This window comes from Candidatus Binatia bacterium (genome assembly GCA_026415395.1).
In the GTDB taxonomy this organism is placed as follows: domain Bacteria; phylum Desulfobacterota; class Binatia; order HRBIN30; family HRBIN30; genus HRBIN30.
In genome coordinates, this window is record JAOAHD010000007.1 from 820,180 (window position 1) to 838,161 (window position 17,982).

The 17,982-nt window shown below is 60.3% G+C and carries 13 protein-coding genes and 1 pseudogene; 7 read left to right on the forward strand and 7 right to left on the reverse strand.

Annotation, left to right across the window (positions count from 1 at the left end; all coding sequences use genetic code 11):
- Nucleotides 1-27: 27 nt before the first annotated feature.
- Nucleotides 28-615 carry an NADH-quinone oxidoreductase subunit NuoB gene (gene nuoB, locus N3C12_08090; GenBank protein ID MCX8072396.1) on the reverse strand — a complete coding sequence of 196 codons (588 nt, stop codon included), beginning with the start codon at nucleotides 613-615 and terminating at the stop codon, nucleotides 28-30.
- Nucleotides 616-828: 213 nt separating this feature from the next.
- Between nuoB and N3C12_08095 the strand changes: the two genes are divergently transcribed.
- From N3C12_08095 to rpoD, 3 genes are all read left to right on the forward strand, one after another.
- Nucleotides 829-1,209 (forward strand): Hsp20/alpha crystallin family protein, encoded by a 381-nt coding sequence (locus tag N3C12_08095; protein MCX8072397.1) that lies wholly within the window; start codon nucleotides 829-831, stop codon nucleotides 1,207-1,209.
- On the forward strand, nucleotides 1,206-3,707 hold the full coding sequence (locus N3C12_08100; protein MCX8072398.1) for an AAA family ATPase: 2,502 nt from the start codon (nucleotides 1,206-1,208) through the stop codon (nucleotides 3,705-3,707). Before N3C12_08095 ends, N3C12_08100 begins: the two co-directional genes overlap by 4 nt.
- 201 nt (nucleotides 3,708-3,908) lie before the next feature.
- A complete protein-coding gene (gene rpoD / locus N3C12_08105) occupies nucleotides 3,909-5,741 on the forward strand; it encodes an RNA polymerase sigma factor RpoD (protein ID MCX8072399.1) in 1,833 nt (610 codons plus the stop codon).
- A gap of 231 nt (nucleotides 5,742-5,972) precedes the next feature.
- Here rpoD and N3C12_08110 read toward each other — a convergent pair whose 3' ends face one another.
- Nucleotides 5,973-6,446: a hypothetical protein gene (locus N3C12_08110; GenBank protein ID MCX8072400.1), complete on the reverse strand. Its 474-nt coding sequence runs from the start codon at nucleotides 6,444-6,446 to the stop codon at nucleotides 5,973-5,975.
- On the reverse strand, nucleotides 6,346-6,642 hold the full coding sequence (locus N3C12_08115; protein ID MCX8072401.1) for a YggT family protein: 297 nt from the start codon (nucleotides 6,640-6,642) through the stop codon (nucleotides 6,346-6,348). Before N3C12_08115 ends, N3C12_08110 begins: the two co-directional genes overlap by 101 nt.
- A 119-nt stretch (nucleotides 6,643-6,761) precedes the next feature.
- Between N3C12_08115 and N3C12_08120 the strand changes: the two genes are divergently transcribed.
- Both N3C12_08120 and N3C12_08125 read left to right on the forward strand, forming a co-directional pair.
- Nucleotides 6,762-7,856, forward strand: a complete 1,095-nt coding sequence (locus N3C12_08120) for a flippase-like domain-containing protein (protein MCX8072402.1) — start codon at nucleotides 6,762-6,764, stop codon at nucleotides 7,854-7,856.
- A gap of 121 nt (nucleotides 7,857-7,977) precedes the next feature.
- On the forward strand, nucleotides 7,978-9,126 hold the full coding sequence (locus N3C12_08125) for a D-alanyl-D-alanine carboxypeptidase (protein ID MCX8072403.1): 1,149 nt from the start codon (nucleotides 7,978-7,980) through the stop codon (nucleotides 9,124-9,126).
- Between the two features lie 60 nt (nucleotides 9,127-9,186).
- Here the strand turns inward: N3C12_08125 and lpxC are convergent, their stop codons facing one another.
- Nucleotides 9,187-10,488 (reverse strand): UDP-3-O-acyl-N-acetylglucosamine deacetylase, encoded by a 1,302-nt coding sequence (lpxC, locus tag N3C12_08130; GenBank protein ID MCX8072404.1) that lies wholly within the window; start codon nucleotides 10,486-10,488, stop codon nucleotides 9,187-9,189.
- Nucleotides 10,489-10,627: 139 nt separating this feature from the next.
- Nucleotides 10,628-12,883 carry an ATP-binding protein gene (locus tag N3C12_08135; protein ID MCX8072405.1) on the reverse strand — a complete coding sequence of 752 codons (2,256 nt, stop codon included), beginning with the start codon at nucleotides 12,881-12,883 and terminating at the stop codon, nucleotides 10,628-10,630.
- A gap of 60 nt (nucleotides 12,884-12,943) precedes the next feature.
- Here N3C12_08135 and N3C12_08140 point away from each other — a divergent pair, with 60 nt between their 5' ends.
- The gene (locus tag N3C12_08140; GenBank protein ID MCX8072406.1) at nucleotides 12,944-14,140 is read left to right on the forward strand and encodes a CoA transferase; all 1,197 of its coding nucleotides are present in this window, start codon (nucleotides 12,944-12,946) and stop codon (nucleotides 14,138-14,140) included.
- Between the two features lie 2 nt (nucleotides 14,141-14,142).
- Nucleotides 14,143-14,835 carry a ribose-5-phosphate isomerase RpiA gene (rpiA, locus tag N3C12_08145; protein MCX8072407.1) on the forward strand — a complete coding sequence of 231 codons (693 nt, stop codon included), beginning with the start codon at nucleotides 14,143-14,145 and terminating at the stop codon, nucleotides 14,833-14,835.
- Between the two features lie 72 nt (nucleotides 14,836-14,907).
- On the opposite strand, the pseudogene N3C12_08150 reads toward rpiA, so the two are convergent.
- A pseudogene (locus tag N3C12_08150) lies at nucleotides 14,908-17,744 on the reverse strand (DEAD/DEAH box helicase family protein).
- A gap of 14 nt (nucleotides 17,745-17,758) precedes the next feature.
- Nucleotides 17,759-17,971, reverse strand: a complete 213-nt coding sequence (locus N3C12_08155; protein MCX8072408.1) for a DUF2283 domain-containing protein — start codon at nucleotides 17,969-17,971, stop codon at nucleotides 17,759-17,761.
- Nucleotides 17,972-17,982 lie beyond the last annotated feature (11 nt).

Genomic DNA, 17,982 nt, shown 5'->3' on the forward strand with positions numbered 1-17,982 from the left:
AGCGTCCTCGATCTGGCCAGGTGCGCCTTACAAGGGGCGTCCACTCCCGTGTCGCTCGGGGACGCGCTGCCCCCCACGCTCGCGCTGCACCCGTTCCTGAAGCTTGATCAGCCCGTCGAGCACCGCTTCTGGGCGCGGTGGGCAGCCGGGAATGTACAAGTGCACGGGGATTATCGTGTCGATCCCTTGGACGACTGCGTAGTTATTGTACGGGCCGCCTGACGAGGTGCACGCCCCGAATGACACCACCCATTTCGGTTCAGCCATTTGTTCCCAGACGCGGCGGAGCACTGGCGCAATTCGGTGCGTGATCGTTCCGACGACCATCAGGAGGTCGGCCTGACGCGGCGTGAACCGTGGGAGTGCAGCGCCAAAGCGGTCGATATCGAACCGCGGGCCGGCGGTAGACATGTACTCCATTCCGCAACAGGCGGTGACGAACGGGTAGGGGAAAAACGAGTACTTGCGTGCCCACTGTACCGCGTCCGCCAGCTTGGTGAGGAGAAAACTTTCACCAAAAGCATCCGCATCCGCGAGCGGCTGCCCCGTGGCTGCCCGCAGGCGGGCGAGGAATCCCTCAGTGGTGTGGTTTCGCGTATCTGTCCCAATGGCCATACACGTTCTCCATTGCACGTTGGTGAGCATGCTATGCGTAACCAACTCTGCGCCGACGAACAACGTTGCATGCCGGCGGTGTCGAGGCAACGTGGTCGGACAAGACTTCGTCTAATCATTTCCGACAGGAACTCTGTTCAACGCTGTGTGAGTCGCGGTTCCACCAGGGGCAACGGATTGCCTGGCCAGAGACCGGGTGATAACCGAACGAACATGGCTCAACTTCTCAGCATATCGGAGCAAATCGACCGTCTGTTTGACGAACTCGTGCATCGCCGGTGGGGCACAAAAACGGGCCTAACCCCAGCTCAAGTGAAAACGTTGGAGGATGGCTGGCAAATCGAGATCCCCGTGCCAGGCCTCAAGGCTGAAGAGATTGACGTGCATGTGGCGGGGCGTGAGCTGTGGATCCGAGGGGTGTCGAGCCGCCAATCCGAACACCGGGCCGGTGTGGGTTCGTGGGCGCGGATGTCGAGGAACGTGAGTCTGACGCGCTATTTCCTCCTCCCGCAAACCGTGGATCCAGCGGATGTTGACGCGCGTTTGGAGGACGGAGTGCTGAAGATCCACATTCGCAGGCGGGAAGGCCGATGAGCGCGGAAGCGGTCACAGCAATTTCCGCACCGACACCCAGGCCGCTGTCGGCCGAAGAAGCGGCTTTTGTCGTTGATCCAGCTACGTTGGGTTTTCGCACCACGGATGAACTGCCGCTGCTGCCGGAATGGTACGGCCAGGAGCGCGCGTTGGCGGCTTTGCAGCTCGCGGTCAACGTGAACGATTCCGGCTTCAACGTTTACGCCGTTGGCCTCGCGGGCACCCAGCGCGAGGAAAAACTTGGAGAACTGTTGCGGGAGTTCACCCGCAATAAGCCGGTGCCTGGCGATCGGGTGTTGGTGCAAAACTTCCAGAACCGCGACCGCCCGCGCGCCTTTTACTTGCCGGCAGGGCAGGGCAAGCAACTGCGGCGCGATATGCAGGAGTTGATCGAAGACTTGCAGCGGTTACTGCCGGAAACCTTTCGCCAAGAAACCTTTGAGGAAGAAAAAGAACAGCTCGCCGAACGCTTTGGCAAAGAGGGAGAGGAGATTGCCCGCGCCCTTGAAGAGCGGGCCGCCGCACAAGGGTTCGCGCTGCAACCGCATCCGCAGGGAGGAATTTTATTTATCCCCCTCAAGCCTAACGGCGAGCCGATGAGCCCCCAGGAGCTGGAGCGGCTATCCCCGGCGGAGCAAGAGGAACTGCGACGGCGTGAGCGCGAGGTGGCGCGCGAACTCAAAGCGATGCTGCGCCGGCAGCAAGCACTTGGGAGAAGGCTGGCGCGGGAAATTAAGGCAATTGAGCGCCGGGTTGCAGCCGAGGTCGTGGCGCCTCTGATCGAGGAAATTGCCCAGCATTACCAAAGCCCCGAGGTCCGGCAGTATTTGGAAGAGGTTCGGGAACACATCCTGGATCACCTCGACTTGTTCCGCGAGCCCGTCAAGGAATTGGCGGCAATGTCCCCGCCGGTGCCGTTTCCTTTCCCGATGTCTCCCGCGGTGTTCGCCGAGAGCGCATTTGTTGATTACGAAGTCAATGTTCTCGTTGATAACAGCGAGAGCACTGGTGCCCCGGTCATCGTGGAAACCTCGCCCACATACAAAAACTTGTTTGGCGCCGTGGAGCGCATTGTTGACCCTTTTGGCAAGCTCGTGACCAATTTCACGCGGGTGCAGGCGGGGTCGCTCTTGCGGGCTCACGGCGGGTGCATTGTGGTGAACGTGGTGGACGTCTTGTCGGAGCCGCTGGTGTGGCGGGCGCTAAAGCGGTGCTTGAAGAGCGGGCGGTTGGAAATCGAAGCGTACGACCCGTTCGCGCTGCTCGCGACGACGACGCTGAAGCCGGAGCCGATGCAGATTTCGACCCGTGTCATCCTCGTGGGCCCGGCCGATGTGTTTCAGCTTCTGTACTTTCTCGACGAGGAGTTTCACGACATTTTCAAGATTCGTGCGGATTTCGGCTACGAAACCGACGCGGACACTGCTCGCGATCGCTTCGTTTCGCAGGTCGCCCGTGTCGCCCGCGAAGAAGGATTGGCGCCGTTTCGCGCCGGGGCGGTCGCACGGCTGCTGGAGTACGGCGCACGGCTGGTTGGGGATCGGCGCAAACTGCCGAGCCAGTTCGCCGAAGTTGCCGACGTCATGCGTGAGGCTGCGTTCTGGGCTGAGCAAGATGGTGCCACGGAAGTGGACGGTGCACATGTGACGAGGGCCGTGGAGCAACGCATCTTTCGGCTCAATCGTGTGGAAGAAAAGATCCGCGAGTTGGTGCGTGACGGCACACTCCTTTTGGATCTTACAGGAGCACGTGTGGGACAAGTGAACGGCTTGGCGGTGCTCAATGTTGGCGGCTACGACTTCGGAAGGCCGTCCCGCGTTACCGCTGCCGTGTCGATGGGAAGTCAAGGAATCATCAACATCGAACGCGAAGTTCAGCTCAGTGGGCGAACGCATGACAAAGGGGTGTTGATCCTCACCGGGTACCTGCGCAGGACTTACGCGCAGAACTTCCCGTTGAGCCTCACGGCCAGCATTTGCTTCGAGCAGTCGTACAGCGGCATCGACGGGGATAGCGCCTCGTCCACCGAGCTGTTCGCGATCTTGTCGGCTTTAAGTGGGCTTCCCCTCAGGCAGGACTTGGCGGTGACCGGTAGCGTGAACCAGTGGGGCGAAATTCAGCCCATCGGCGGAGTGAATGAAAAGGTTGAAGGATTTTTTGCGACCTGCTCCGCTGTTGGACTCTCCGGGTCGCAGGGCGTGGTTTTACCTGCTCAAAACGTGAAGGAGTTGGTGCTGCGCCCCGAGGTGGTGGAGGCCATTCGGAAAGGACAGTTTCACCTTTATCCCATCCGTACCATCGATGAGGGAATCGAGATACTTACGGGGGTGAAGGCCGGCTCCATCGAAGAGCCCGGGACGGTTCACTACTTGGTTGCGCAGCGGTTGCGCAGCCTGGCAGAGGGATTGCGGCGGTTTGAGACTGCGGGCAGTAAGGAAAAGAACGTAGCGAGCGAAGGCGAGCGGGGAGAAAAGTCGTCTAGTGCCTTGACGACCTAATCGGCCGAGTCTAAACGGCGCGACGGGTTTCCGGGGCCGGTGACGTTTCCCAGAGATCAAAGAGCGTTAGGTGCGATTCTCTCGAGTGGCCACAACCGGGGGTCGAACGATGCAGAGCGGTTGTGCGCGCTCGTGCCAGTACCTAACGCAGCGACTGGCAGCGACGTTAAACTTCGTGTTGCCGGCGGGTGAGGGACAAGTATGCAGGCAAGGGAGCAGCTCGGGGTGAAGGGCAAGCGGCAAGTCGGGAAGAAGCGGGGAAAGGGCGAAAGATCGCAAAAGGCTGATGTGCGGTCCTCGGCGAAAGGGCCTGTTTCGGGGCCTCCGCAGGGAGAACTCGAGGGAGAGTTGGCTCCCGATGAAGCAGATGATTACGAGGGTGCGCTCAGCGTACTCGGCGATATCGAGGTCGATGCGGACGAGGCCCTGGATGCCGGTTTGAAGGACGACAAAGAAGACTGGACGGCGGACGAGGAAGTCGAAGAAAAACCGGCTTTAGAAGACACCTCGGACCCAGTGCGGATGTACCTGCAAGAAATGGGGTCCGTTCCTCTGCTGACGCGCGAGCAGGAAGTGGAGATCGCAAAACAAATCGAAGCGGGCGAGAACGAAGTCCGCAACCAGGTGCTCGCCTTGCCGTTCACCGTTCGGTACGTCCTCGAGCTGGAGGAGCGGATTCGGAACGGAGAAATTTCTGAACGTGCCCTGCTCGACGAGGAGCAAGAGCAGTCGTTGGAAGTCGAGCCGGTCGACGGTGAAGAGGAAGAGGAAGACACAGCCGAGCGGGAGCCGGACGGCGCCATTTTGAAGAAGCTTGAGCGCTTTCGCCGCTCGGCAGAGGCTCGAGACGCTGCGGCCAAGGAAGTGGCACGACGGCAGGAGCGCCGTGCTCAGGCGGCAGCCGAGCGGCGCCTGCGGGAAGCAGAGCGACGCCTGCGCAAAGCTCTGGAGGAGCTGGAAATCGGCCGTCGACATTTCACGAAAATCATCGAGGAACTGCGCAAAGCCCATGACACCATTCAAGACAACGAACGAACGATCCGGCAGTACGAGCAGCGCTTTGGCCAGCGAGCGGCAGAAATTCTGCGGTTAGCGGCGCGAGGGCTCGGTATCGAAGGCGACGCAGGAGAGCGAAGGAGCCGCCGTTCTGCCGAAGAGGTCCGCCAAGCAGCCGAAGCCATCCGCACTGCGCGCAAGAAAATTCGCGAGGTGACGGACCGAGTCGGGATGGAACCGGAGGCGCTTGGAGAAGCGTTGCGCGTGATTTCCGCGGGCGAGTACAAGGCCAAGGAAGGAAAGCGGAAACTCATCGAGGCCAACCTCCGCTTGGTCGTCAGCATTGCGAAGCGGTATACGAACCGCGGGCTCGGTTTTCTCGACCTCGTGCAGGAAGGGAACATCGGTCTCATGCGCGCGGTGGAAAAGTTCGAGTATCAGCGTGGCTACAAGTTCTCGACGTACGCCACCTGGTGGATCCGGCAGTCCGTGAGCCGGGCAATTGCGGATCAGGCCCGAACGATTCGCATCCCGGTCCACATGATCGAAACGATTAACAAAGTTGTTCGCTCCTCACGTTACCTGATCCACCAGTTGGGCCGCGAACCGACTCCCGAGGAAATTGCGGAAAAAATGGAAATGCCGCTCGATAAAGTCCGCAAGGTGCTCCGCATCGTTAAAGAGCCGGTGTCGCTGGAGACCCCGATCGGGGACGAGGACGAAAGCTCGCTTGGCGACTTCGTGGAGGACCAACAAACGATCTCCCCGGCGGACGCGGCGGTGTATTCGAACTTGGAGGAACAAACCCGCCGAGTGTTGGCGACGCTAACACCACGGGAGGAACAAATTCTCCGGATGCGGTTCGGCATCGGAGAAAAATCCGACTACACTCTGGAAGAGGTCGGGCAGCGCTTTGCAGTGACGCGGGAAAGGATTCGGCAAATCGAGGCTAAAGCGTTGCGCAAGCTGCGGCACCCAAGTCGCGTCAAGGCGCTGGAGAACCCGCCGCGGGGGCAGTCGCAAGCCACTTCCAGGTAGTGGGAGGAGCCCTAAGGCAAAGGAAACACGGCGCATCTCGCGTCGTTCCCCGCAGCCTGAGCTCGGCTTTGCGGCCCAACTGCGCACACTTCTAGCTCGACGGGCGCGTGGACGCACCCATGGCCGGTGGCAGGGCTGGCCCAGAAAGCGTGATGCAGCCTAGCGAGCGGGCCGTGCACACGCTCTCACGCCCCACGCGGAGCGCCGGAAGGAGCCAAGGTGCAACGCGTGTCAGGCGGCCGGTTGATCGCTCGCTTTACTGCTGGACGTCTCCGCAGATGACGACTTTATTTCGCCAGCTTTCTCGGAGCCGTCGCTTTTCGTTTGATTGCTCCCTGCGCGGGCGTAGTCCGTCAGGTACCAACCCGAGCCTTTCAGTTGGAAGGAGCTTGCCGAAATCAGCTTCTGCACCTTGCTTCGACACCTTGGGCAGCGCTTTAAGGGGTCATCCGTGATGCGTTGCGTAACTTCAAATTCCCCACATTTTGGGCACAGATACTCGTAAATCGGCACGGAAACCCTCCTTCGGCTGAGGTAGTGACGAGTCGCCGAACTAACCACGCGTGCAGACCGTGTCAACCGAGCGTCGCCGCCAACACTCCGACTACAGCCGCCGTGCGACGTCGTACAGGCTGGAGACCAGGAAGGCCTGCAGGAAAAAAATGCCCAACAACACGACCAACGGCGAAAGATCAAAGCCCCCATACGTGACAGGCAGAGTGCGCCTCACGCGTTGCAACACGGGCTCGGTTGACTGGTAGAGAAAGCGAACAATGGGATTGAAGGGATCAGCATTGACCCAGGTCACAATGACCCTGACGATCAAAATGATGGAGTAGAGGTGCAACAGCAGGTCCAGCACTTGAGCGAGTGCACGAATCAGGTTGGCAATCACGAACATGATGGGATCAGCGGCGAGGAGCGTTTAGCTGGCTCTGTTGAGTGGAACAAGCCGGCAATGCCCGCTTGACGGCACCGTAGGACCCCACTATTTGCGCTCAGCTCTCCGTAGGCGAATGCATGGCCGATAAACACTTGCGCAGTGGAGATGCCTTCGAAGCCGAGCTGACAGAGCGCCTGACTGGGAGGCCTCAATGGATTTCTTGGCTCCTGGTTGCTGGTTTAGCGGCGCTCGTCGCTCTGTTCGTGTTCTCGGACGCGCGGGAACTATGGCGCGTTGCCGCCGGCTTGAATTTGAAGGCTCTGCTTTTGCCGGTGGTCTGTTCCCTGCTCAGCTATGCGGCGATGGCGCGCTCGTATCAAGGAATCGCACGCGCAGCCGGATGTCACGTGCCGTATTGGGAGATGGTGAAAATTACGTTCGTGGCCAATTCCGTCAATTACGTGATTACCACGGGCGGCCTCAGTGGCTTTGCTGTTCGGATGTTCTTTTTTCTGCGCATGGGGATGCGCTCCGGCACAGCCGTAACCGTCTCTTTAGTGCAAACCTTTGTCACCAACCTGGTGTTGTTGTTCTTTGTCGTAGGAGGGGTTTACTACTTGTTGCGCACGCACGAGCTGCAAGGAGTCACCTTGGCGGTGATCGCGGCCCTACTCGTGCTTTTCGGCGTTGTGATGATCATTGCTCTTTTTCTTCTGCTCCACCGGCAACTTCGGCGGCGAACGTTGTTCGTGCTCTCCGAACTGGGTGATTGGATTTTACGGCACGTAGCGCCACGCCATAAGCCGCGCCGCGTGCGCATTTGGCGCTTTCAGCGGAATTTGGATCGCGGCATTGATTTTCTGCTGTCACGAAAACGTCACATGATCGGGCCGGTATTTTGGATCGTGGTGGACTGGTTGGGAACCTTATACATTTTGTCTACGGCCTTTTTGTGTGTTGGCGTCTCGGTTCCGATCACGTTCGTGGTCGTCGGGTTTGCTGTTGGCATCGTGTTGTCCTTGATTTCTCTGATTCCGGGCGGCCTCGGCGTGATGGAGGGATCGATGGCGGCAATTTTCGCGAGTTTGGGAGTACCCTTCGAGGCGGCCGTTGTTGCGGTCCTCCTGTTTCGCGTTGCCTATTACTTGCTGCCGCTTGTGATCAGCGTATTCTTTTTCCGCAACATGATGGCACAAACGGCGGAGGTGCGGTTGGCATTGGAAGAGTCCTGACCGCTGCAAGGGCGACTGCGAGAAGCGGGGCATCCTGTGCGGTTTGCGGTTGACAAGGCGGGCCCGTTGCAAGCATGTTGTGCTTGGGAGTGGATGGCGGAAATTCGTCGGAGGTGTGGCGATGAGGAAGAAGAAAAGCATCATCGTGCTGACCTTGGCTGCAGGGTGCATGGTCCTTCCGCTCTTGGCTCAAGCGGCGCCGGTAGCTCGGGTCACTTCTCTCACAGCACGTTCCGCTATTGTGATGGACGCAGAGAGCGGAGCCGTATTGTGGAGCCACAATCCCGATGAACCTTTGCCTCCAGCGAGTACGACGAAAGTGGTCACCGCCTTGTTGGCGTTGCAAAGTGGACGATTGACCGAGCCGTTTGTGGTGTCAAACACCGCAGCCCAGGCACCACCGTCGAAAATCGGGCTGAGACCTGGCATGACCCTGCGCCTGCGGGATCTCGTCTACGCCGTGATGTTGAACTCCGCGAACGATGCCAGCATTGTGATTGCGGAGGGCTTAGCTGGATCGGTTCCGGCTTTTGCGCGGCAAATGAACGCGCTCGCCCGCCGGTTAGGGGCGGAACGAACGAACTTCGTCAACCCCAACGGATTGCCTGCCGACGATCACTACTCTACCGCACGCGACCTCGCCACGATCTTTCGTTACGCAATTCGGCACCCGGTGTTTATGGAGGTTGTCTCGACCCGTTCAGGCCAAATTCGCCCGGAAAGTGGCGGCACACGCCCGATTGCTCTGCGCAATCATAACCGGTTGCTCGGGGAATATCCGATCGAGGTGGTAGGCAAAACCGGCTACACACGCGCGGCCAAGCGCTGTTTTGTCGGAGCTGCGCAGTGGAACGGCCAACGAGTGACATTTGCTGTGCTCGGTGCGACCGACCTTTGGGGCGACATTAAGAAGCTGTTGGCCGCTGTGTTCGAGCATGATCCATGGCCTCAGGTGCATCCTCGTGCCTTGCAGACGGCTCAAACTGGCGCAGAAGCGGTAGACGGAGGAGATGAGGCCGATCAACCTGGCGTTCGTGGCCGTTATGCGGTTCGTTTGGGCAGCTTCCGCAACTACGACGCGGCGCGCAAGGTGAGTGCTTCGCTCAAGCAACGGGGGTACTCCGTACGCTTGGAGCGGCGGCGGCGTAAGCGTGGCGCTTTGTACCAGGTAACTGTGGGTGGCTTTGCTGACCCGCGCGAAGCTCACAAGGTGGCTCAGGACTTACGTCGCAGCCACCATCGTGTGGGTGTTGCCGTCGTGCAGCGTTGACGGTCGAGTGTCGATCTTCGTTAGAACTTGACCCTGAGAACGCCAAGGCCAACGGCCCGGCTATTGCGCCCCCGATGCCAAATAGCGCCGCTGGATCTCGCGGAGCAGCGCGATGTTCTCCGAATGACCCGTCCGCCGTGCCGTGATTTTGCCTCGCAGCGGTCGGCCTAGTAAATACATGTCGCCCATAATGTCGAGGATCTTGTGGCGGGCGAGCTCGTCTGGGAAGCGTAGAGTTGTGTTGACGACCTTCTCGTCGTCGATGAGAATGCAATTATCCAGGCGGCCACCCGACGCCAGCCCCATCGCCGCCATTTGGGCAAGGTCCCGCACGAAGCCGAAGGTGCGCGCCGGCGCAATTTCATCACGGAAGGATGCCGGCCCGTGGTATACGTAGTGGTACAGCTGCTGGCCCACTGGCGGCGGATACTCGAGCAAGTAACTGATCGCAAAGCCGTCGAAGGGTTCAATGCGTATCCACTCGTTGGCTTCGCGGCGCACTTCGATCGTGTCATCGATCACGATCTCCTCTGCGGGCTCGTCCTGCTCCAACGTCCCGGCGCTCTCCAGCAGGTGGCAAAAGCCAATGGCAGACCCATCCAAGATCGGCACCTCCCCTTGGACCTTCACCAACAAATTGGTGACCCGATAAGCGTGGAGCGCGGCGAGGAGGTGCTCCACCGTGCGGATGGTGACGCCGTGGCGGTGTAGCGTGGTCGCGTAACCCGTGGAATCAACATAGTCCAAATGCGCGGGAACGGTCGCCTCGGCCGACAGGTTGGAAAACACAATTCCCGATCCCGCTGGAAGAGGCTGTAAAATGAGGCCAGTTTTCGCACCGCTATGTAGCCCGGTTCCCGTGTGCACCACGCTGCGCGCTACGGTTCGCTGCGCGGTCTGTTGTCCCTGCCGCCATGCACGGTTCGCGGCAACCGCGTCTGGAATTTGCCCCGATCCAAGCGCGCGGGGGGAACCAGCATCTCTGTGCTCTCGTTGGTGCTGGAGGGCGCGCTCAATTGTCGAGAGGAACCCGTCGAGAGAAAACGGCTTTTCGACAAAGTCGACGGCTCCGAGTTTCGTTGCCTTGACGGCGGTTTCGATGTTCCCGTGTCCGGAAATCATGACGACAGCGGGGCGGTGGGGCACATCTGGCGCCGCATTCAAGGCGCGGAGGAATTCCAAGCCATCCATTTCCGGCATCCAGACATCGACAATCACCAGGTCCGGCGCCGTCTTTCGAATGGCGGTGAGTGCGGATTTCCCGTCCTCGGCTTCGACGACGTTCAATCCCTCCTCGACAAGGATGCCCCTCAACGTAGCCCGAATTTCAGGCTCGTCATCCACCACCAAAACCGTTGCCATCGATAGACAACCTCCTCCCGAACTTCTCACACGCCCTAGAACGGACGGCCACACACCGCGATAGCATGGTTGCTCATAGCCTTGCTACCTCCCAGCACCGCTTGTGCAGAGACGCAGCCTGCAGTCCAATGCTGCACGGTCAGCTCTGGGCGAGCCGAACGCGTACCGCCTGCGCCCGATCCGAGGCCCGTACCGGAAAGTCGATCACGAATCGCGTTCCGCGGGGAACATTGTCAAAGACGCGGATATACGCCTGGTGCTCGGAAAGAATCGAGGAAACGATCGCTAGGCCCAATCCCGTCCCATCCTTTTTGGTCGAGAAATATGGCTCGAATAGCCGCGCTTTGACCTCCGCGCTCATTCCGCAGCCCGTATCGGCAACTTCAAGGCGCACTGTCTGCAACTCCCCGAGCCACAAGGTGCTCACGGTAACCTTGGCCTCGCCATCTACCGCCTGGCATGCGGCCACGGCGTTATCCAAGAGATTCACGAGTGCGCGCTTCAGCGTTTCGCGGTCGAGATCGAGCGGAGGCAAGAGAGGATCCGCGACGAGCACAAATTCGAGGTCCGGATGTGCTTGCCGAAACAGAGCAACGGCTTCTTCCACGAGCTTGTTCAAGTCGCTGGCCTCCAGGCGAATTGCGGGCAGCCGAGCGAAGCGCGAAAACTCGTCGACGAGTTTCTTGACCTCCTCCACCTGTGTCACGATCACCCGCACGCACTCGTCTAAAATGGCACGACCCTCGGCATCGAGCGCCACGGCGAGGCGCTTCTGCAATCGTTGGGCCGATAATTGAATCGGCGTAAGTGGATTCTTGATCTCATGAGCGAGGCGCCGGGCAACTTCACGCCAGGCCTCCATGCGCTGCACGCGCAAGAGATGGGTGACATCCTCGAAGAACAGGATCACGCCGTTCGGGCGCCCTTGCGCGTCGCCCAACGAACGAGCAGTGACGAGGGCGGCCAAAGGAGATTCCCCGCTTGCGAGCCGGAGTTGCTGTTGGACGTCACGCTGCGGGTATGCGGACACCTCTTGCACCATCTCCAGAAGCGGCGTCCATTGCTCTCCAACGAATACTTCTTCGCTGCGAGCTCCGGCAACTTGGGCGAGCCGAATCCCTAGCATCCGCTCCGCGGCAGGATTCACCGACGAAATGCGGCCCTCGCGATCGAGGGAAACCACACCCGCGGCAATATTTGCGAGCAGGCTTTCCACGTAGTTTCTGCGTTCAACCAGCTCCAAGTTGGTGCGCTCTAGCTGGTTGGTCATCTGGTTGAACGAGTCCACCAACACCGCAATCTCTTCGTCCGTGGCTGGCTCGATGCGGTAACTCCAATTGCCGCGCGCAATTTCACGTGTTCCCTCCGCGAGTTGTAACAGCGGGCGGGTGATATTTCGTGCTTGGCGAATGCCGAACCAGGTGGCAGAGAAGATGAGCACCAGGGTGAGCAAAGCGAGGGTCAGGATGTAACTATTCTTGACCGGCTGGCGCATGATATTGAGCTGCCGGTATTCCTCGAACGACCGTGCAATCGTTCGTACCGTTTCCGCCACGCTGCGAGGGACAACGTAAGCGACCCAGACCGAGCCGATGACCTGACCGCCGTCGCCGTGGATCGGTACCCCTACCCGCACCACGTCGGCCTTTCCCCAGCGGTGGGTCTCGGCAAAGTCATTGCCCCGCGCAACCCTCCGTGCGGCCTCGGTGGGTACCTCCGGTAAACGCGGTGCATCGCCCTCGCTCGCTTGCGCGAGAAGGCGCTGGTCGCTGCCGCGCAGCTCTATGTGCGCTAGTCCATATTCCGCGCGCTTTGCCTCGACCCATTGTTGCAAGGCTGCTGTCGGATCCGTCGCCAAGAGCCCGGCAGCTTGGCTTTGCCGACCCAACTCCCGCGCAAAGCGGAACGCCTGGTTTGCAGCAAACTGATAGTAGCTTTGCGCAATACTGACCGAGCCCTGTAACGCTGCCTCCACGCGACTGTTGAACCACGTTTGGAAGGCGAGTTGGAGGAAACCTTGCGCCACCCAAAACAGCAGGATACTGGGAGCCAGGGTCAAGGCCACAAAGGCTAAGACCAGGCGCGTGCGCAGGCGTGAGCCGAAGATCCCTCGCCGTCGCTCCCAAACGAGTTTTGCAACATTTCGTGTAACGAGGAAGACGAGAAGAATGAGCAGCAAGAGGTTGACGTTGATGAGCAAGAACGAGACTACGTTGTTGCTCATCGGGCCTGCATTCCTCGCCGGATCGTGGGACACCTCCCACCAAGCCAGGCCCACGAACAAGCAGCCGGCGACGATGAGCAGCCATGTCTCCCGGCGACGCCGTCGGCGCTCGTCTTCGGGTGGTTGCGAGTTGACTACCGTACCACCGCCCGTCGCGAATGGGGCACTCACGGCGAGCGAGTTTAAGGGGACCCTATCGGGCCTGCAAGCCAGCCGCCGCGCGAGGCGACCGTGAGCAACGAGCTTCCGCTAGCAGGGATTCGAGTTCTCGACCTCGGCACCCGCATTGCCGCGCCATTTGCAGCAACGCTGCTCGCCGAGTTCGGTGCCGAGGTGATCAAGGTGGAGCTTCCAGGGAGTGGGGACTTCCTACGGCAGATTGGCCCGTTCGAGGGCGACTACTCCCTTTGGTGGGCGGTGGACAACCGCTGCAAGAAGTCGATCACGCTGGACCTGCGCAAAGCGGAGGGACGAGAGCTGTTCTTACGTTTGGTTCCTCACACCGATGTGATTGTCGAAAATTTTCAGCCTGGGACTCTAGAGAGGTGGGGGCTGGATTTTCTTACGCTACGCGAGCGCAACCCGCGCCTGATTTTGGCGCGTGTGTCGGTGTACGGACAAACGGGCCCGTATCGAGACCGGCCGGGCTTGGATCGTATCGGAATTGCCTTTGGTGGGCTCTTGTACCTCACTGGGTATCCCGAGCATCCGCCTGTGCGCCCGGGAATCCTCGTGGCCGATTATTTGACGGGAGTGTTCAATGCCTTCGGGATCCTGTTGGCCCTGTTCCACCGGGAACGTGGCGGCCCGGGGCAATGGATCGACCTTGCGCTGTACGAATCCGTATTCCGTGTTCTCGAGTACACGGCTGCTGCCTACGACCGGCTGGGCTTGGTGCGCGAGCGCGAGGGCAACCGGCTGCGGAATTCGGCTCCGCTCGACAATTGGCAGACGAAAGATGGCCAGTTCATTTGCATCGTGGCTGCGGGTGACGTGCTGTTTCGTCGCTTAGCGCAAGCGATGGGACAGCCGGAGCTGGTCAACGATCCGCGTTTTGCGACGTTACAGGATCGTGCCGCTCACGCTGAGGAAATTCATGCCATCGTGGCTCAGTGGGTGGGCCAACATACCGCGACAGAGATCGAGGAAATTTTGGTAGCGGCCGAGGTTCCGGTGTCGCGGGTTTACTCGATTGCAGACATTTTTGCCGACCCCCACTACCGTGCCCGGGGAAGCCTTACGGCGGTCGAGGATAGCGTGGTCGGCACGATTCGCATGCAGGGGGTGTACCCGCGCCTTTCGGAAACACCTGGGCGGATTACCCGGGGTGCACCTCGTTTAGGAGAACATAACAACGAGATTTACGGTGGCTTGTTGGGCCTCTCCTCAGAGGAGCAAGAACAACTGCGTAAGTTGGGGGTGATTTGACGGTGCAAGACTCCGACAATGACCAAATTCTGACTGCCCTGGCGGAACGTGCCTTGGCCTTTGTTCCCCAAGCCGGAACGGTGGGGTTAGGAACTGGCCGGGCAGCTTCTGCATTCGTACGTGCTCTGGGCGCCTTGCCCGTAGAGCGAACGCGACGCCTGAGTTGCGTGGCCACCTCCGAGGCCACTGCCGAACTAGCCCGATCGGTGGGCTTGTCGCTCGTGACTTTGGCTGATGTGGAGTCGGTGGACGTGACCATCGATGGTGCCGACGAGGTGGCACCCAATCTCGACCTGATTAAGGGTTACGGAGGGGCGTTGGTCCGTGAAAAGGTGGTTGCGGCGACCTCCGCCAAGCTGGTCATTGTCGCCACACGAGACAAATTAGTGCCTCGCCTGGGCATGCGCGGAAAGTTGCCAGTAGAGGTCGTGCCGTTTGCCTGGCCGTTTTGCCGTAGGAAATTGCGGGAACTGCTCGGCCAGGAACCTTTATTGCGTCAAGACGGCAATCGACCTTACGTGAGCGACGGAGAAAACTACATTCTCGATTGTCCCATCGGACCCATCGATGATCCCCCACAGCTCGAGCTTGCGATCCGCGCCATCCCTGGCGTTGTCGGAACCGGCCTATTTCTCGGCCTCGCCAGCGTGGTTCTCGTTGGCGACCAACACGGCGTAGAGGAGCGCAAGCGGTAGGGGCAAGAACCGTGCACCATCGTACGCTCAGGAGCACCCACGGCGGTTCGCACCATCCAATGCATGCTGTCCTTAGCCTCCCGTCCGCGCTTCCTGGTATTTCATTACAAAGTCCCGAATCTCGCCAGGATGCTTCGCGACCGCCCAGTGCCAGAGGCCGAACCCACCATGGGTGTTCACTGCCTTTGTCCACTCGTCGAGATAGCGGCGCTTGACTTCGTCCTGTTCCGTATCCTGACCCTCCGTTTCCAACACGAGGTACTCACCGTTCTTGACCCGCACCAAGAAATCGGACCGATACTTCCGCACGACGCCGCGATACACGTAGAGCACCTCAAAGCCCAGGTGGTTGTTTTTGACCCAGGCGGCCACCACGTGGCTGTGATCGAGCACAAAAGCGTCGGACGCCTCCCAGGTGCTGTCATAGACGCAGAAATTGATGTGAGATTTCTTCGTCCGCTCACACGGCTTGCCCGTGGACCAGGTGCGCATGTCCCCCGTTGAACGGATGGGATGATCGTGGTCGAAGACCGGCTCCAGCCGCTCGGTGTTCTCCTGCCGCACCGCCTCCCACACGTGTTGGACGACCCGGGACATATCTAGCGTGATGATTAGGCGTCGGCGTAACTCATCCTGATCGAAGGGCGGCGGCGTGATCGCAATGCGGTCCGACGCGATGAACTGCTCGACGATCTGCACCAGTTGCGCGAGCAGCACTTCGCGGCTGCCTCGCCAGGTATGCTTCATCTGGTCGAACACGTCGCGCGCGGTCTCGAAGATGATGCGCTGGGTGCGGATCTCACGCGCCAGCCGCTCCAGCTCGATGCGATTGATCTTGGTCACGTCCGGCTTGCCTTCCAGGATGGGCGCCAGTTCGGCTACCTGCGCCGTTTGCGCCGCGTCCAGTTCCAGCGGACGCACGTTCGACCAGTCCAGCGTTAACCTGGGCTGAAACACGCGCTCGATGCGCACCACATTCGGCCAACAGATTTCGAACTCTGCCTTCGCAGGATCGGGCTCGACCGCGGTCTTGGGCATTGGTGGCGGTGGTGGACCTTCTTCCCCGCCTTCGTGCGGCAAGAAGGTGAAGGGTACGCCGAAGATGTTGACGTACTCCGGCTCGAACAGCCCCGTCTTGGGGTTCACCTCGTAGGAGGTGCGCCTCAAGCCCCTCCCCACCACCTGCTCGCAAAGCAACTGGCTGGTGAAGGCCCGCAGTCCCATGATGTGGGTAACGGTCTTGGCGTCCCATCCCTCGGAGAGCATCCCGACGGAGATGACGTTTTGTATCTTCTCCCCGGGTTGTCCTACCTTGCCCACCGTGTCAACAATCTGGCGAAGCCGCTCCGCCTGCTCCGCTTTGGTCAACTTGCGCGCCGCCGGGGTGACGACCTCATCCTCCGCCGCGCTGTCTTCTTCTGAACCTTGCACAGCGACAAGCGGCGCTTCTTGCGCCTCGGCCTCACCGAGTACCTTCGAGTCGATATGCAACATGCGCTCGGGATCGCACAGCTCGTCGATGAGAATGCGCCGCGAATCGAATGCGTGCTTCACGCGTGCGGCCGTTTCAGTGCGGTTGCAGACGGTGATCATCACGGGCGGTGTGGGTATTCCGGCTGCGCGCCATGCCTCCATCGTTTCGCTCCAGTCGTAGCCCAGCAGGTAGTAAGCGTTGAGCACCAGGTCGGGCAGCGGTTCTTCGGGGCTGGCGCGACGGTTGAGGTCGTCCTTGACCTCCGGGTCGTTGTAGATGTGGTAGAGGCGTGACTTGTAGGTCTTCGCATCCGGCCCCGCATCATCGCGCACCACGACGCGCGGGTCTTCACCAAGCCCGATTCGATGGCGTCGTTCAGTCCAAAGTCGCTGACGATCCAGCCAAAAAGCGCCTCGCCGCTGCTTTGCTTGCCCGATGGCGTGAAGGGTGTGGCGGAGAAGTCGTAGCACTTGAGGATTCCGCGCGAGCGGTGAAGCCGATCTAGGCCACCGATCCACACTGTCGCTTCCTCGGCGCTGTCCTTGAGGTCACGTTGGCGCAGGTATTTGCCTTCAGCCTCCCAATTGACGCGCCAGGCATGGTGCGCCTCATCGTTGATAACCAGGATGTTGCGGGCTTTGGCCATTTCGCCCAGCACCTCGCGGGTATAGGCCTCGTCGCTCTTCGCCCCCCGCTTGTCCACGCTCTTGCGCTTCTTGATCTGCTCCTCGCTCTCCCACGCGAGCGCGTGCCAGTTGCGCAACAAGACCTTCCCCTGCCGCAGCTTGTCGAGTAGGGCCGAGGGCACGATGTCGAAGGCCTCGTAGTAGTTGCCGGTTGCGGCCGGCTCCAGCACCTCCAGCCGCTTTTTCACCGTCAGGCCCGGGGCAATCACCAACACGTTCTTGGAAAAGCGCGCATCCTGCGGTGCAGCGACTTTGTTCAGGATGTGCCAGGCGATCACCATCGCCATCACGATTGTCTTGCCCGTGCCGGTGGCCATTTTGCAGCACTGGCGCACGAAATCCCCGCCGTCGCCGGGAATCTCGATGCCGACCCGCTCGGCGGCCGGCGATTCCGTGAGCCAGATGAGCGTCTCGACGGCTTCCAGTTGGCAGAAGAAGAACCGCTGGTCGCGCTCCGCATCGCGCCAGTGCCCGAGTAGACGCTTGGTGATGCTGGTGACATCCGGATAGCCCTTCTTGCGCCAGGCCTTCACGCGTGGACGGATTTGGTTGACCAGCGGAATCTCGACGAATATGCCGGGGTCATCAAAGGAGCGTGAACCCGGCGTCGCCACCACATAACCCGCCGGGCGCCGGCCTTCCACCAAATCGAAGGTGCGTGTCTCGCGGTCGTAGCGCCAGTGCCGTGCCGGCTCCTCGTAAGGCGAGTTGATAATCAGGCGGTCGATGGTGGTGCGCGGCGCCGCGATAGCCTCTAGCTGTTTCAGGCGACTTCGGGGACGGATTCGAACAACAGCCGCCGGATGTCGATCCCGGGAGCGCGTTTCGATAGGTAGAGCATCTCGATGCCCACGACGCGGTCCTGATCGTCGTAGTCGACAATAATGCCGGGCGAAACTTCCTCCGAACGGTGCGCGGGCGCTTCGCTCAGAGTGAGATACAGGGCATCGGCCTTCTGGTCCACTTTCAGCTTCATGGGAGCGTCCT